The organism is Methylobacterium planeticum, assembly GCF_008806345.1.
Classification (GTDB): Bacteria; Pseudomonadota; Alphaproteobacteria; order Rhizobiales; family Beijerinckiaceae; genus Methylobacterium; species Methylobacterium planeticum.
This window is the reverse complement of the sequence record NZ_VZZJ01000011.1, coordinates 91,289-106,570: the sequence shown is the minus strand read 5'-3', so window position 1 is coordinate 106,570 and position 15,282 is coordinate 91,289. Positions and strand designations below refer to the sequence as shown.

11 protein-coding genes are annotated in these 15,282 nt (G+C 71.6%); 4 read left to right on the top strand and 7 right to left on the bottom strand.

Annotated elements, in window-relative coordinates:
* Window positions 1–74 precede the first annotated feature (74 nt).
* Together F6X51_RS14510 and F6X51_RS14505 are read right to left on the bottom strand one after the other, a co-directional pair.
* Window positions 75–332 carry a hypothetical protein gene (locus F6X51_RS14510; protein WP_150964385.1) on the bottom strand — a complete coding sequence of 86 codons (258 nt, stop codon included), beginning with the start codon at window positions 330–332 and terminating at the stop codon, window positions 75–77.
* A 149-nt stretch (window positions 333–481) separates the two neighbouring features.
* Window positions 482–916, bottom strand: a complete 435-nt coding sequence (locus tag F6X51_RS14505; protein ID WP_150964384.1) for a MucR family transcriptional regulator — start codon at window positions 914–916, stop codon at window positions 482–484.
* A gap of 495 nt (window positions 917–1,411) precedes the next feature.
* On the opposite strand from F6X51_RS14505, the gene F6X51_RS14500 reads away from it, so the two are divergent.
* On the top strand, window positions 1,412–3,619 hold the full coding sequence (locus F6X51_RS14500) for a S9 family peptidase (protein WP_150964383.1): 2,208 nt from the start codon (window positions 1,412–1,414) through the stop codon (window positions 3,617–3,619).
* A 7-nt stretch (window positions 3,620–3,626) separates the two neighbouring features.
* On the opposite strand, the gene F6X51_RS14495 is transcribed toward F6X51_RS14500, so the two are convergent.
* Both F6X51_RS14495 and F6X51_RS14490 read right to left on the bottom strand, forming a co-directional pair.
* Complete coding sequence (locus tag F6X51_RS14495; RefSeq protein WP_150964382.1) at window positions 3,627–7,250, bottom strand: AsmA family protein; 3,624 nt, start codon at window positions 7,248–7,250, stop codon at window positions 3,627–3,629.
* 167 nt (window positions 7,251–7,417) lie between these two features.
* Entirely contained in the window at window positions 7,418–7,663 is a 246-nt protein-coding gene (locus F6X51_RS14490) for a hypothetical protein (protein WP_150964381.1), read from the bottom strand.
* A 130-nt stretch (window positions 7,664–7,793) separates the two neighbouring features.
* Between F6X51_RS14490 and F6X51_RS14485 the strand changes: the two genes are divergently transcribed.
* The 3 genes from F6X51_RS14485 to F6X51_RS14475 all read left to right on the top strand — a co-directional run bounded on the left by F6X51_RS14485 (window position 7,794) and on the right by F6X51_RS14475 (window position 11,701).
* Window positions 7,794–10,175, top strand: a complete 2,382-nt coding sequence (locus F6X51_RS14485) for an ATP-dependent helicase (protein WP_407658559.1) — start codon at window positions 7,794–7,796, stop codon at window positions 10,173–10,175.
* A 427-nt stretch (window positions 10,176–10,602) separates the two neighbouring features.
* Window positions 10,603–11,319, top strand: a complete 717-nt coding sequence (locus F6X51_RS14480) for a PhoH family protein (protein WP_150964380.1) — start codon at window positions 10,603–10,605, stop codon at window positions 11,317–11,319.
* Window positions 11,320–11,452: 133 nt separating this feature from the next.
* Complete coding sequence (locus F6X51_RS14475) at window positions 11,453–11,701, top strand: hypothetical protein (RefSeq protein ID WP_150964379.1); 249 nt, start codon at window positions 11,453–11,455, stop codon at window positions 11,699–11,701.
* A gap of 84 nt (window positions 11,702–11,785) precedes the next feature.
* Here the strand turns inward: F6X51_RS14475 and F6X51_RS14470 are convergent, their stop codons facing one another.
* The 3 genes from F6X51_RS14470 to F6X51_RS14460 form a co-directional block, all read right to left on the bottom strand.
* A complete protein-coding gene (locus F6X51_RS14470; protein ID WP_150964378.1) occupies window positions 11,786–13,273 on the bottom strand; it encodes a L,D-transpeptidase family protein in 1,488 nt (495 codons plus the stop codon).
* Window positions 13,274–13,416: 143 nt separating this feature from the next.
* Window positions 13,417–14,181, bottom strand: a complete 765-nt coding sequence (locus F6X51_RS14465) for a DUF1796 family putative cysteine peptidase (protein WP_407658558.1) — start codon at window positions 14,179–14,181, stop codon at window positions 13,417–13,419.
* Window positions 14,178–15,131: an acetyl-CoA carboxylase carboxyltransferase subunit alpha gene (locus F6X51_RS14460; protein ID WP_150964377.1), complete on the bottom strand. Its 954-nt coding sequence runs from the start codon at window positions 15,129–15,131 to the stop codon at window positions 14,178–14,180. The genes F6X51_RS14465 and F6X51_RS14460 overlap by 4 nt, the downstream gene beginning before the upstream one ends.
* Window positions 15,132–15,282 lie beyond the last annotated feature (151 nt).

Below are 15,282 nucleotides of genomic sequence, written 5' to 3'. Positions count from 1 at the left end.
GGTTGCGTCACCGAACTTGAGGTAACGGAAATATATCCTAGATCAAGACTTGACGCCGTTTTCCCAGTGGAGCGTCACGCTGCCGGGGAGCGCGTCGGCGGGTGCTTCAGCACCTCGGCGATCTCCTCCTCCGACTTGCCCTCCACCGCGTAGCCCATGCGCTCCAGCCGGGCGATCAGCGACGCGCTGTCCGCCGCCGAGCGCGCGGCCCACTCGGCCAGGACGGCGTTGGTCCGGGCGAGGGCCGCCGCGGGTTCGTCCGCCGCGCTATTCTCGGTCCGGGAATCGTTGGTCCGGGAATCGTTGGTCTGAGAATCCTGGGGCTGGGTCATGGCGGCCTCCGGATCAGCCGGCCGTCCCGCTTCGACGGGGATCCGCGAGCGGGGCAGTCGCGTCCTCAGCATAATGAAGGCAGGGCGCGCGCCGTTCCCGCCGGGAAGCGCCCGGGATCTCCCCGGGCGGTCATGTCAGGCCCGTGCGATCAGGCGGCCTCGTCGTAATCGCCGCTGCGGGACTGGCCGAGGCCGATCGCCTTGGCGAGGTCGGAGCGCGCCTTGGCGTAGTTCGGGGCGACCATCGGGTAATCCGGCGGCAGGCCCCACTTGGCCCGGTACTGGTCGGGGCTGAGGTCGTATTTGGCGCGCAGGTGCCGCTTCAGGGACTTGAAGGTGCGCCCGTCCTCGAGACAGACGATGTGATCGGCGGTCACCGACTTCTTGACCGGCACGGCGGGCTGCTGCGGGGCCGCGGCGGCCTTGGCCTCAGGTTGTCCGCTCGCAACCTGGACGAGGGCCCCGTGGACCCGGGCGATCAGCTGCGCCAGCTCACCCGGGGGGACGGGGTTGTTGCTGACATAGGCCGAGACGATGTCCCCGGCGAGCTCGATGAAATCGACCGCGTGTTCTGTATCGTTCATGATCGGAAAAATTCCCTTGACGCGCTGCGAGCATCGAGGTCCGGACGTCAGGTACCCATCATACCGTCGTTGTCCGGCATCCGGCGGACAGCTCCATCAGCTTCCACCCGACTACCCGCAAGTGATCTTCGAAGTGTGGCGGCCCCTCCCGCCACGAGATCTCTGTAGGATATCTGGAATGCACTCGCAAGACAGATCGGCTATGCATGGATACGTGAAATCAACTTTCCTGCATAATATTTCAATTTGACGGGATTGCCCGATCACACACAATCACGCCGAAGCGTCCAAGCTTTACAGTTCTAGGTTGTGACACCCCGGCGCAGGCGCGGGCGGCCCCCCGGAACGCCGCGGATCCCGCGTTCCGGCCGAGAAAGCTCCGGGCCTTCCGCCCCGCGCATGGCTCCCCGCGCCTTGCTCATTGGGCGTCCGCACGGCACATGCAGCCGACGGCGGCCCCGCGCCGCCACCCCGCTTCTCGAATGGATTCCGGCGATGGCGTCTGATCGCTCCACCTTGACCGCTCGAACCGAGGCGCCGGTCGCCGCGGCCCGCCCCCACAGCTACACGGTGCACGGCCGCACGCTCACCGACGATTACGCCTGGCTCAAGGCGGAGAATTGGCGCGACGTCCTGAAGGATCCCGCCGCCCTGCCGGCCGACATCCTGGCGCATCTCAAGGCCGAGAATGCCTACGCGGAGGCGGCGCTCGCGGAGGTCTCGGATCTGCGCACCACCCTGGTTGCCGAGATGCGCGGGCGCATCCGCGAGGACGAGAGCGGCGTGCCCGAGCCCGACGGGCCCTTCGCCTACTACACCCGCCACCGCGAGGGCGGCCAGCAACCCCTGGTCTGCCGGCGCCCGCGCAATCTCATGGTCCTGACGGGCCAGGACAGCGAGACCGTCGCCGACGACAGGCCGGAGGCCGGGGAGACGATCCTCCTCGACGGCGACCGGGAGGGCGAGGGTCAGCCCTTCTTCGAGCTCGCGGCCGCAGTCCATTCCGACGACCACGCCCGGCTCGCCTGGAGCGCAGACACCAAGGGCTCCGAACTCTACACGATCCGGGTGCGGGAGCTGGAGACGGGCCGGGACCTCGACGACCGCGTCGAGGCGACCTCCGGCGAGGCCGTCTGGTCTGCGGATGCGACGGCCTTCTACTACGTGGCGGTCGACGCCAACCACCGTCCGGCCCGCGTCATGCGCCACGTCCTCGGCACCTCCCAGGACGAGGACGCGACGATCTACGAGGAGCGCGATCCCGGCTTCTTCGTGCATCTCGGCACGACCCAGTCGAAGACCTACCTGACGATCACGGCGAGCGACCACGAGACCTCGGAGGTCTTCCTGCTCGACCGTGCCGCGCCGCGCGCCGCGCCGCGCGTGGTCGAGCCCCGCACCCCGCTGCTGATCTACTCGGTGGAGCATTGGGGCCAGCACCTGTTCATCCTGACGAACGCGGACGGGGCCGAGGACTTCAAGATCGTCACCACCCGGCTCGACGCGCCGGGCCGGGAGACCTGGCGCGAGCTGATCCCGCACCGGGCCGGCGTGATGATCCGCCACCAGCACGTCATCGGCGGGCACCTCGTGCGCCTCGAGATCGAGAATGCCCGGCCCCGCATCATCGTGCGCGACATGCAGGGCGAGGAGCACGCGGTGGCCTTCGCCGAGGAGGCCTACTCCCTCGGCCTCCAGCCCGGCCACGAGTTCGAGACGGCCCTGATCCGCTTCACCTACTCGTCGATGACGACGCCGGCCGAGACCTACGATTACGACTGCGTCACCCGCGCGCGCCAGCTGCGCAAGCGCCAGAGCGTGCCGAGCGGGCACGACCCGGCGGCCTACGTCACGCGGCGCCTCTTCGCCACGGCCCCGGACGGGGAACGCGTGCCGATCTCCCTCCTGCACCGGCGCGACCTCCCCCTCGACGGAACCGCGCCGCTCCTCCTCTACGGATACGGATCGTACGGCACCCTGATGCCGGCCTCCTTCCGCACCAACCTGCTGTCTCTGGTCGATCGCGGCTTCGTCTACGCCATCGCGCATGTCCGGGGCGGCACCGAGAAGGGCTGGCGCTGGTATCTCGACGGAAAGCGCGAGAAGAAGCCCAACACCTTCACGGATTTCGTGGCCTGCGGGCGGGCCCTGATCGAGGCGAACTACACGGCCGAGGGGCGCATCGTCGCGCATGGCGGCAGCGCCGGCGGCATGCTGATGGGGGCGGTCGCGAATCTCGCGCCGGACCTCTTCGCCGGCCTCATCGCCGACGTTCCCTTCGTCGACGTCCTCAACACCATGCTCGACGGCGACCTGCCGCTGACCCCGCCGGAATGGCCCGAATGGGGCAATCCCGGCGAGAGCCTGCAGGCCTTCGAGACCATCCTGTCCTACTCGCCCTACGACAACGTCGCGGCCAAGGCCTACCCGCCGATCCTGGCCCTCGGCGGCCTCACCGACCCGCGGGTGACCTATTGGGAGCCGGCGAAATGGGTCGCGAAGCTGCGCGCCACCATGACGGGCGGCGGCCCGATCCTCATGCGGATCAACATGGAGGCGGGCCACGGGGGCGCCGCCGGCCGCTTCGACCGCCTCGAGGAAGTCGGGCTGATCTACGCCTTCGCGCTGCTCACGGTGGGCAGGGCGGCGGAGAGCACGGCGTCGAGCCACCGGACCCTCGGCGACACCGCGCCCGCGACCTAGGCCGACATCAGGGCTGCGCCGCGGGCGGGCGGACCTCGATCGGGCGGTTCTCGGGCGGCACCGGGGGCTCCGCATCGCTGCGGGCGCGGCGGGCCGCCTCCTCGGCCTCGCGGGCGCGGGTCTGGCGGGCGCTCTCCTCCGCGGCCGCCTGCTGGGCGCGCTGCCGGGCCTGACGCGCCGCATCCTCGGCCGCCTTGTCGGCGGCGGCCTTGTCCGCCGCAGCCTTCTCGGCCGCGGCCCGGATCGCCGCGGCGCGGGCCTTGTCCATCTCGACCCGGGCGCGGCGGCGCTGGCGCTCGACCTGATCGGCCTCCAGCAGCTCGATCTTCTCCAATTCCCGCTGGAGCACCAGGGCGGCGAGGCCGCTCGTCAGCGGCCCGGCATCGAGGCTGCGCGCGGGGGCGGCGAGGGGGCCGGTCAGCCCGAGCTGAACGGACGGCGTGCCGCCGCTCCAGTCCTTCGGAACGTTGCCGCCGGTGAGGATCCCGCGCGCGTCGAGGCGCCCGGTGCGGAAATCGTAACCGAGGGTGCCGCTCCAGCGTGCCGCCCCGAGATCGAGCTCGAGGGGGCTGGCGCGCAGCGTCCCGCCGACGATGGTGGTGGGGGCGGCGGCCGGCCCGGCGGCCTTGGCGGGGGCGGCCGAGAGCGCCTCCCCGACGATGGCGGCGAGCCGGCCCTCGCGCAGCGGATCGTCCTCCGTCAGGACGCGGGCGAGGGCGCGGCTGAGGGCGGCCGGGTCGGTGCCGGGCAGCGTCAGGCCTGCGAGCCTGACATCGCCGCTGCCCGCGAGGTTCCCGATCAGCGCGGCCGGGCTGTCGCCGGTGCTGCCGAAGCGCAGAGCCGCGCTGAGCCGCCCCTGGATCGGGCCGCCATCGGCCAGGAGCGGGATCGAGGCGTCCGTGAGCGTGCCTTCTCCGGAGAGGCCCGCGGCGGCGCCCTGCCGGGAGAGGGTGGCGGAGCCGGCGAGCCGGCCCTCCGCGAGCTTGCCGGTGAGTTCGCGCAACGCGAGCCCGCCCTCGTCGAGCCCGAGCGTGAATGCGGTCGCGGTCGCGGTGAGCCCGCGCCCGAGCTCGAAGGTGCCGACCCGCAGGTCGAGGTCGAGGCGCGGCCGGCCCGTCGGCGGGGCGGCGAATCGCGCGCTCGACCAGGGGCCGGTCTGCGCCGCGTCCGCCCCGCGCGGGGCCGCCGGCAGCACGAGGGCTGCGGCGAGCTGCGGCAGGGAGAGGCGGTCGAGGGTGCCGGTGCCGGTCACCGCGCCGTCGGGCGCCCGGACGAGCTGGGCCGATAGCCTGCCGCCCGCGATCGTCCCGGAGAGGTCGGCCCGCGCATCCCCCCCGGCCCGCGACAGGGACAGCGTGAGATCCCCGGGCCAGGGGCCGGGCAGCGCGGCCGCGCCCAGGAGGGGCAGGAAGGGGCCGAGATCGGCGCCCTCCGCCCGCAGCTCGCCGGACGCGGGCGGACCGGCCTCCGGCGCGAGGGCGATGGGCCAGCGGGTCGACACCGTCACGCCGGCGATGACGCCGCCGACGCTCACGTCGAGGCCGGAGCCCGAGGCCGCGCGCTTGCCCGAGAGCGTCAGGGTCGCGGCCTGGCGCAGGCCCGCGACGTCGTCCCGCCCGAACCAGGTCCCCGCCCGCGGCGCCGCGATCGTCAGGTCGAGCCTGTCGACATGGCCCGCCCGGCTCAGGAGCGAGACGTCGAGGCTGCCCCCCGCGGCCGTGCCGGTCGCGGCGATGCGCAGCGCCTCCGCCTCGCCGGCGCCCCGCTCCACGGTGACGCCGAGATCGAGGGCGCCGGCCCGCAGGAAGGCCGGGATCAGGCGCGCCTCCGCGACCCAGACCCGGTCGAGCAGGGCCAGCAGCGGTGCCGCGACTGGGGCGGTGAGGCGCCCCGTGATGCGCCCGGCCCCGTCCGGGTTGATCCGGCCGGACAGCTTGGCGTTGGCACCCGCGAGGTCGGTCACGTCGAGGCTGTCGACGACGAGGCTCGAGCCGTCCGACTGGATGCTCGCCGCGATGGTGCCGTTGCCCGAATTCGCGCCGGAGGGCCCGTAGCGCACGTCCCGCGCCTTGATGGTCAGGCCGAGATCGCGGCCGTGCAGGCTCGCCAGCGCGTTGCTGAAGGAGGGCAAGGCCGCGATGTCGATGCCGCGCGCCGCGATCTGCGCGTCGAAGCGCCCGCGCCCACCCGCCTCGCCGGTGGCGTAGCGGGCATTGCCGGTGACGCTCGCCTCGCCGAGCTGGAGGCGGAGGTTGCGCAGGGAGAAATCCGGGGCGGCGGCCGAGAGATCCGCGCTCGCCTCGACCGGGCGGCCGTCGAGGATGCCGACGAAGGGGCCCTCGAAGCCGAGCTTGCGCAGGTAGCGCCCGGCCCCGTCCGACGCCGCCGCCTTGAGGGAGACCCGGCCGGTGAAGCGGGGGCCGGGCTCCGTGTCGATCTCGCCGCTTCCCGTGAGCGCCGCCGCGCCCGGCGCCAGCGCCTGTAAGCGCCGGAGGAGGAAGCCGCCGGTCCGGTCGAGGGTGCCGGTGAGCTTCAGGCCCGACCAATCCTCGAGCCCGAGCGCGAGGCTCTCCACCGCGAGGTCGAGGTCGAGCATCACGGGCAGGCCGGTGGCGCCGCGCGGCGGGCCGCGGGCGATCAGGGCCTGGCCCGCGGTCGAGATCAGGAAGGCGTCGAGGTCGATCCGGCGCGCTTCCAGGCTCAGCCCGGCGCGCCAGGCGCGCAGGTCGATCTGGCCGGAGCCGGCGAGCCGCATCGCCTGGCCCCCCGGATCGATCTCGGCGTTGACGCCCTCGAAGCGGGCCACCGCCCCCCGCGCCTTGAACTTGCCGCCGAGGGAGAAGGGCAGGTAGGGGCCCGCGGCCTGGGTCGGCGGGCCGACCACGAGGCGGGCCGAGCCCTCGGATTCCGGCACCATGGCGCGGGGCTGGCCGGGGCGGGTCCCGGCGGCGGGGTCGAGGGGCGCGAGGGTGATGCGCGCATCGGCCTCGAAGCGCGGCTGGGTGTCGCCGCCGCCCGAGAGCTTCACCGTGACGGCGCCCTCCGGCGTCGGCTCGCCGCTGGCGAAGCGGAACGGCACCCCGCGGCTCGCGCCCTCCACCCGCCAGGGCCCGGCGAGCGACGGGGCCTGCACCCGCAGGTTCTCGGCGCCGACCTGGTCGGTGCGCCCGGTCGCGGGCACCAGGGTCGTCAGGAGGAATTGCTGGATGCGCAAATCCTCGATGGCGAGGTCCCGCCCGCGCAGGGACGCGGAGAGGTCGGGCGGCAGCAGGATGGCGTCGCCCTCGGCGACCGGCAGCCTCACCTCGGCGCGGCCGATCCGGGTCTCGGTGAAGCGGACCTCGCCCTTGAGCAGCGGCGTCAGCGCGATCTCGGCCTTGACGAAACGCGCGTCCAGGGCCGGCTTGCCCGGCTCGTCGCCGAGATGCAGCCGGTCGAGGCGCAGGCGCGGCGAGGGCAGGAGCCGCACCTCGATCCGCCCCTCGCTGCGGGCCTGCAGGTTGAGGGAGCGGCCGATGGCGCGGTCGACGGTCGTCCGCAAGCCCTGCCAGTCGATGAAGGGCGGGACGGCGAGCGCCGCGACGAGGATCAGGATGACGGCGCCCGCAAGCGCGGTCAGGATGTCACGCACCGTGTTCGTTCCGCCTCACGTCCCGCGCCCCGGAGCGGGTTCCACGGGACCACGATGCCGCCTCCGGCGCCCGATCGGGCTGGCCGGCCCGGGCCCCCGGAGCGGACATAGCATAACGAAGCCGGTCCTCACCCCCAATCCGCCGCCAGGGTGAACCGGCGCGCATCTCAGCGGCGCGGCAGGATGACCGGGACGGGCGCCGGGTTCGGGCGAAGCATCTCGTTGCGCTGGATCTGCATGCGCAGCTCGTTCGACTGCGTCGTCTGCTGCTGGCGCAGGGTGCGGGCCTGGCTCTGCTGCGCGAGGGAATTGTTGATGCTGTTGAGGTTCGAGCTCGGAAGCCCCTGGGCCGGGGCCGGCGAGCCGATCAGAAGCAACAGGGGGGAGAGGGCGGCAAGGTGCGGCGCGCGCATGGCGGGTCCCGTGTTCGAGGGCGGCTAGGCCCGATGTGACGACACCCCCGCCCCCGATCAAGGCCGGTCCGCCGGCTGCCGGATGGCCTCGACCCTCGACGCCGTTCGCGTTTTGGTCCAGTGAAGGCCGATGCAGAAGTCCCCTGATGCGGCGATGACGCCTGGACCGGACGCGCACGCGCCGCGCCCACCGACCTCCCTCGCCGCCCGCGCCATGGCCGGGCTGAAGCCTGCCGCGGCCGCCTATCTCGAGGGCCTGAATCCCGAGCAGCGCCGGGCCGTCGAGACGACGGACGGACCCGTCCTCGTGCTCGCGGGCGCGGGCACCGGCAAGACCCGGGTGCTGACGACCCGCATCGCCCACCTCATCGCGACGGCCAAGGCGCGCCCCTTCGACATCCTGGCGGTGACCTTCACCAACAAGGCCGCGCGGGAGATGAAGGCGCGCATCGGCGCGCTGGTGGGGCCGGCCGGCGAGGGCATGCCCTGGCTCGGCACCTTCCACGCCATCGGCACCAAGATCCTGCGCCGCCACGCCGAGCTCGTCGGCCTGAAATCCGACTTCACCATCCTGGGCACCGACGACCAGCTGCGGCTGATGAAGCAGGTCATCGCCGACCAGAACATCGACGAGAAGCGCTGGCCCGCCCGCGCCCTCGCCTCGGCCATCGACGGCTGGAAGAACCGGGGCCTCGGCCCCGAGCAGGTGCCCCCCGGCGAGGCCGGCGCCTTCGCGTTCGGCAAGGGCGGCGCTCTCTACGCCGCCTACCAGGCCCGCCTCGCGACCCTGAACGCCGTCGATTTCGGCGACCTCCTGCTCCTCTGCCTCAAGCTCTGGCGCGAGAACCCGGACGTGCTGGAGAACTACCAGCAGCGCTTCCGCTACATCCTGGTGGACGAGTACCAGGACACCAACGTGGCGCAGTATCTCTGGCTGCGCCTGCTGGCGCAGGGGCACCGCAACGTCGCCTGCGTCGGCGACGACGACCAGTCGATCTACGGCTGGCGCGGGGCCGAGGTCGACAACATCCTGCGCTTCGAGCACGATTTCCCGGGCGCCGCCGTCATCCGGCTGGAGCGCAACTACCGCTCGACCGGCCACATCCTCGCCGCCGCCTCGGGGCTCATCGCCAAGAACGAGGGCCGCCTCGGCAAGACCCTGCGCACCGAGGAGGTGCCGGGCGAGCGCGTGACGATCAGCGGTGCCTGGGATTCCGAGGAGGAGGCGCGGCTGCTGGCCGAGTCGATCGAATCCCTGCAGGCGACGAAGCATCCGCTCGCCGAGATCGCCGTGCTGGTGCGCATCTCGGCCCAGATGCGCGAGATCGAGGACCGCTTCGTTCAGCTCGGTCTCCCCTACCGGGTCATCGGCGGCCCGCGCTTCTACGAGCGGGCCGAGATCCGCGATGCGCTGGCCTACCTGCGCATCACCGCCAACCCCGCCGACGACCTCGCCTTCGAGCGCATCATCAATACGCCCAAGCGCGGCCTCGGCGACGCGACGCTTCAGCAGCTGCACGGCTACGCCCGCTCCGAGCGGATCCCGCTGCTGCTCGCCGCCCGCAAGCTCGTCGAGACGGACGAGTTGAAGCCCCGCGTGCGCTCGACGCTGCGCGCCCTCGTGGAGAGCTTCACCCGCTGGGCGCGCGCCATCGAGACGATGCCCCATTCCGAGGTGGCCCAGACGATTCTGGAGGAATCCGGCTACACCGAGATGTGGCAGAAGGACCGCTCGGCGGACGCCGCCGGGCGCCTCGAGAACCTCAAGGAGTTCGTGCGCTCCATGGAGGAGTTCCCCGACCTCGCCGCCTTCCTCGAGCACGTCGCCCTGGTGATGGATGCGAGCGAGGCGGAAGGGGCCGACCGCGTCAGCCTGATGACGCTGCACGCCGCCAAGGGGCTCGAATTCGACACCGTGTTCCTGCCCGGCTGGGAGGACGGCCTGTTCCCGAACCAGCGCGCCCTCGACGAGAGCGGGCGCGCCGGGCTCGAGGAGGAGCGCCGCCTCGCCCATGTGGGCCTGACCCGGGCGCGCAAGCGCGCCAAGCTCTCCTTCGCGGTCAACCGGCGCATCCACGGCCTCTGGTCCTCGACGATCCCCTCGCGCTTCATCGACGAGCTGCCGGAGGCGAGCGTCGACGTGATCGAGGCGCCCGCCCACTTCTCGGCCGGCGCCTCGCGCTTCGACCGCAACCCGCAGCCCTTCGGCTCGTCCTACGGGACGCCCGGCTGGCAGCGGGCCCAGGCCAACACCTCGGCCGGCGGACGCAATTTCGGCTCCGCGCCCGGCGGGCGGGCGGCCGGGCGCTCCGCCGGCGGCCCGCGCCAGATCGAGGGCGAGCTCATCGCCAAATCGACCGGCAGCCCCTCGGCCTTCTCGGGCGGAATGCGGGTCTTCCACACCAAGTTCGGGCCCGGAACCGTGGCGGGGGTCGACGGCAACAAGCTCACCGTTGACTTCGACAAGGCGGGCCGCAAGATGGTTCTCGACAGCTTCCTCCAGCCGGGGTGAGGCGTCCCGCCGGCCAAGCCCGGACTACAGGGGGCGGCAGGGTCGGCCGGTATCGCCCGAACGCGGGCGAGCAAGGGCTGAGGTCGTGTCGGATGCCGCGTCATCCTGCCTGCCCCGTGCGCTCCATGAGCGCCTGACCCCTCCCTTCCACGCCATCTCCGAGTGTTGCCGATTTGACGCAGGCCTCGCCCCGCATGGTCACGCGGCTGTCGTGACCCGCTGGGCATGGTGCGGGCATTGCATGCGTCAGATCAGCACCGCGCGTTCGAAGGGCCGAGCGCTCTCCACAGGCTTTGCGTGGCGCGGTGGAACCTGCGTGCCCGCTTGCGATTGGCTCACAGGTAAGAGGAGCAACGCAGTTAGACAGGTTTCGCGATACGGCGCATTGGCAAGTCCAGGTTGGCAAGTCCAGTTGGAGTGTTGATCGATGAAAAGACGGCGCGCACGACTTGAGCTGGTTGAAGATCGCCCGGTCCGCATGCACCGGACCCGCTTCGATGAGGAGCGGAACTTAAGCCCCATCCAACCCCTGACGGAACGACAAGCCGAGTACCTCGACGCCCTCGCCCTCCACGCCCAAGTCATCGTGCTCGGCCCCGCCGGCACCGGAAAGACCTTCATCGCCGGGACCCGCGCCGCGGACCAGCTCCGGCAGCGCCGGATCGCCAAGGTGGTGATCACCCGGCCCAACGTCCCCTCCGGCCGCTCCCTCGGCTTCTTCCCCGGCACCCTCGAGGAGAAGATCGCCCCCTGGGTCGCCCCCCTGACCGAGGCCATGAAGGAGCGCATGGGCGCGGCCGCCTTCGACATCGCCCTCAAGACCGGCGACATCGAGATCGTGCCCTTCGAGGTGATGCGCGGGCGCACCTTCAAGAACTGCCTCGTGATCCTCGACGAGGCGCAGAACACCACCACCGCCGAGATCAAGATGTTCCTGACCCGCATCGGCGACGATTGCCAGGTCATCATCAACGGCGACGTCTCGCAGACCGACCTGCGCGAGACCTCGGGGCTGCGCACCGTCATCCACCTCATCAAGAGCCGCATGATGCCCGTCCCCGTGGTGGAGTTCACCCGCGACGACATCGTCCGCTCCGGCATCTGCGCCGAGTGGGTGAAGGCTTTCGAGGAAACGAATCTCTGATCCAGAAGTTGTAGCCGGCGGGTCCCTGCGGAGACCCGCCGCGCCGCGAGGCGCGAGACCCCTCTCCGGGAGCCCCTTCCCGGAGAAAAAACCGGGTGCCGCGCTCGGAATTCAGAGACCAGGAGTCTGCTCAGTGAGGAAATTGTCCTTCGCCATCGCCGTTCTCGCCACGCTCGGCGGTGCGAGCCTCGCGACCTCCGCCTCGGCCGCTCCGGGCGCGCCCATGGGCGTGACCGCCCCCGACGCCATCACTCATGTCTACATGACCCCGATGGAGCGCCGCATGATGCATCGGCGCATGGAGCGCCGGGCGATGCACCGTCACATGGAGCGTCGCATGATGCGCCGCGAGATGCGTCGGGACATGCGCCGCGGCATGTGAGTCGCCGGCATCACGGCAATCAAGAAAGGGGTCCCTCGCGGGGCCCCTATTCTTTTGACCGGGACGCGCGTGCGTCCGCAGCCCTCAATTCTTCGCGGGATCCGCTGCGCGCTTCTCCGGCGCCTTGGCCTCCACCTTCGCCGACTTGACGACGGGCGCCGGGGCCTTCCTGGCCGGATGGGCCGCCGCGTGGGCGTTCCGCGCGGCCTGAACCGGCGTGGGCTCGGGCTGGGCCGGCAGGGCGGCGTCGACCGCCGGGGTCGCGGGGGTGGGGGCCGGCGCGGCCTTGCCGAAGAGGGTGCCGAAGACCTTCTGGTAGGCGGACGGGTCGCCGTCCGCATCCGCCACGGTGACGCGGGCGGGAGCCGCAGGCTTGCTGGGCTCGATCGACTTGTTGGGTTCGACGATGGGCTCCGCCTGCTTCGCCATCAGGGTCGGCGCCGCGGTCTTCTTCTCGTCCTTGGGCGTGCCCTTCCTGGCGAGGGCGGCGGCCGCGGCCTTGGTGGGGATCGGCGCCTCCGCGGCGGCCATCATCACGGGCCGGCCCTTCGCGTCGACCTCGACCTCGCGCGGACCGGCGGCCAGGCTCTCGGGCCGGCTGACGTCGCCGAGATTGTGGCGTGCATAATCCTTGGGCGCGTAGGCCAGTTCCTGCTCGGATTGGGAGCCGAGGCTCGCGATGGCGCCCGTCGTCTGGCCGCGGAAGACCGGGTTCTGGTCGCCGTCGTCGTAGACCACGCGCGTCGCCGCCGTGCCCTTGGCGATCAGCGCGGCGATCTCCTGGTTGTCCTTCTCGCGCTTCTCGGCGACCAGCGTGTCGACCTTCGGGCTGCACGAGCCCGCCGCCGCGTCGGCCCCGCCGAAGACGTAGCGGTTGCCGCACTGGCCCACCTTCGGCTCCTCGCGAAGCGCCTCGAAGTAGTCCGAGCCCTCCTTGAGGTTCTTCCAGAACGGGGCGTTCGGGTCGTTGCGGAACTTCGCGACGTTCTGCGCCGTCATCCGGAACGGGTAGGACTGGAACTGGAAGGCCCGCTGCCCGCCGGCGAAAGCCTCGCGGGCGACCGCGTAGATCTCGGCCATGGACTCGTCCGTCATGGCGAAGCACCCGGCCGACGAGCAGGTCCCGTGGACCATGATATAGTTGCCCGTGCGGCCGTTCGCCCGGTCGAAGGCGTTCGGGTAGCCGGTGTCGAAGGAGAGGTAATAGGCCGAGTTCGGGTTCATCTGGCCCGGGGTGATCGTGTAGAAGCCCTCCGGCGCCTGACGGTCGCCCTGCTTGGTCTTCGGGCCGAGCTGGCCGGACCAGCGGCAGATCGGGAAAGTCTTCAGGAGGGCGTACTGGCCGGAGGCGCCGCGCTTCCAGACCTCCATCTCCGCTTCCTTCTTGTAGGCGCGGATCAGGATCGGGTCGCCCTGCGACATCCCCTTGGTCTGCATGAGCGCGAGGGTCTTCGGCGGGATCGGCGTCAGGTGACGGGTCGAGCCGCCGCCGCCGAACGTGCCGTCCTGGCAGGCGCCGAGGGAGAGCGCGAACGCGATGAGACTCGCAACCGCGAGCGGACGCAAAGCCATGGGGAACCCCGTCCTCAAAACCAACCGTCCGCGGGGGATCCACCCGTCGAACGTCACTCCCCAACCCATTAGCCCCGTTAAACTTACCCGGGCCTTACCGCAATGATCCGGAAGACACGGTGGCGCCCTCCTGTGCATAGCGCTCAGGGCCGGCCGGGATGTGCGGATTCACGCTCGACAAGCGCCGCGAGCGCCCGGTCGTCCGCCGGGTCGGCGAAGCGCAGGCCGACGGAGGCCGAGCGGGTCTCGAGGGACAGCCAGCGCAGGTTCGGGCCGGCCTGACGCAGAGCGGCACGCGGCTCGGTCTGTCCGGCGGCGACCTGGATGACGATCAGGCGGTTTCCATCGCCATGACGCGCCAAAACGTCGCAGATATGGGCAACGACCTCGGCCTGCGTGTCGAGCGCCGTCATCATCCAGAACTGGTTCCGGGCCCGAGGCGTGCCGAGGGCGGTCCGGAACCGGCGCACCCCCTCGGTCAGGAAGGTGTAGTCGGCCGCGCTCGAGGCCGGATCGTGATGGTTGAACACGCAAGGGTGGTCGTAGCGCTCCCGGTAGAGCCGGTGGCGGCAGCGGCCGATTCCGGGCTCCGGGCGCTCGGCGACCGGGATGGTCTCGAATTGCGAGCGGTCGAGGAGGGTGGCGAAATCGTCCGCGAGGCAGTCGCGGACCATGCCGGGCGTCGAGAAGATCCAGTCGAAGGGCCCCGACCAGGTGCGCAGGCCGAGGGTCTTCAGCACCTGCGCCATGTGGCAATGGGTGCCGAGCGAGACGTGGTTGACGAGTCCGGGCTCCCGCGCGGTCCGGCCGCCGATGCGGCGGAGCGAGCGCAGGAGGCCGGCGGCGCGGGGGATGGCGAAGGGGATGGGGAAGGGGCGGCTCGACGAGCCGTCCCCGGTCCGGCTCACAGCTTGCGCCCGATCTCGAGGAACTTCGCGGCGCGCCGGTCGCGGATCTCGGCGGCGCCCATTCCGTCGAACTCCGCCAATGCCGCCGCGAGGGCGGTGCCCGCGGCCGTGATCGCCCCCTCCCGGTCGCGATGCGCGCCCCCGGTCGCCTCCGGCACGATGGTGTCGATGATGCCGAGGCGCAGCAGGTCCTGCGCGGTGATCTTCATGGCGGTGGCCGCATCGTGCGCCCGGCCCTGGTCGCGCCACAGGATCGAGGCGGCACCCTCGGGGGAGATCACCCCGTAGATCGCGTGCTCCAGCATCAGGACGCGGTTGGCCGTGGCGAGGGCGATGGCGCCCCCCGAGCCGCCCTCGCCGATGACGAGGGCGACGTTCGCCACGCCGAGGGCGAGACAGGCCTCGGTCGAGCGGGCGATGGCCTCAGCCTGGCCGCGCTCCTCGGCTTCGATGCCCGGGAAGGCGCCGGCGGTGTCGACGAAGGCGAGGACCGGCAGGCCGAAGCGGTCGGCGAGCTCCATCAGGCGCACCGCCTTGCGGTAGCCCTCGGGCTTGGCCATGCCGAAATTGTGGCGCAGGCGCGTCTCGGTGGTGGCGCCCTTCTCCTGGCCCAGCACGCAGACGGGCCGGCCCTGGAAGCGTCCGAAGCCGCCGACGATCGCCTCGTCCTCGCCGAAGCTGCGGTCGCCCGCCAGCGGGGTGAAATCGGTGATCAGCCCGGCGCAGTAATCGACGAAGTGCGGCCGTTGCGGATGTCGGGCGACCTGGGTCTTCTGCCAGGGCGTGAGATTGGCGTAGATCTCGGCGAGGGCCTGGGCCGCCTTCACCTCGAGGCGTCCGACCTCTTCGCTGATCGAGACGGCGCCGTCGCGCTCGCCCACGGCGCGCAATTCCTCGAGCTTCGCCTCCAGCTCCGCAACGGGCTTTTCGAAGTCGAGATAGGAGCGCATCACACCGTCTTCGGAGATCGTATCGGAAGAAAGGGTCCGGCCCACCGCGCGTGTCCGAGCCGCCAGGGGGCCGTCTCGCAGGCGCATGTGGCAACGATACGGCGTCGCCGCGAGGCGCCCGGCCCCAGGCGCCGCGGAAACTGGCGAAGCG

Coding starts and splice junctions, on each gene's coding strand:
- F6X51_RS14490 (WP_150964381.1), bottom strand. CDS start 7,663: ATGCGCGCGCCGCACCTTGCCGCCCTCTCCCCCCTGTTGCTTCTGATC.
- F6X51_RS14505 (WP_150964384.1), bottom strand. CDS start 916: ATGAACGATACAGAACACGCGGTCGATTTCATCGAGCTCGCCGGGGAC.
- F6X51_RS14470 (WP_150964378.1), bottom strand. CDS start 13,273: ATGGCTTTGCGTCCGCTCGCGGTTGCGAGTCTCATCGCGTTCGCGCTC.
- F6X51_RS14485 (WP_407658559.1), top strand. CDS start 7,794: ATGCAGAAGTCCCCTGATGCGGCGATGACGCCTGGACCGGACGCGCAC.
- F6X51_RS14460 (WP_150964377.1), bottom strand. CDS start 15,131: ATGCGCTCCTATCTCGACTTCGAAAAGCCCGTTGCGGAGCTGGAGGCG.
- F6X51_RS14510 (WP_150964385.1), bottom strand. CDS start 332: ATGACCCAGCCCCAGGATTCTCAGACCAACGATTCCCGGACCAACGAT.
- F6X51_RS14480 (WP_150964380.1), top strand. CDS start 10,603: ATGAAAAGACGGCGCGCACGACTTGAGCTGGTTGAAGATCGCCCGGTC.
- F6X51_RS14500 (WP_150964383.1), top strand. CDS start 1,412: ATGGCGTCTGATCGCTCCACCTTGACCGCTCGAACCGAGGCGCCGGTC.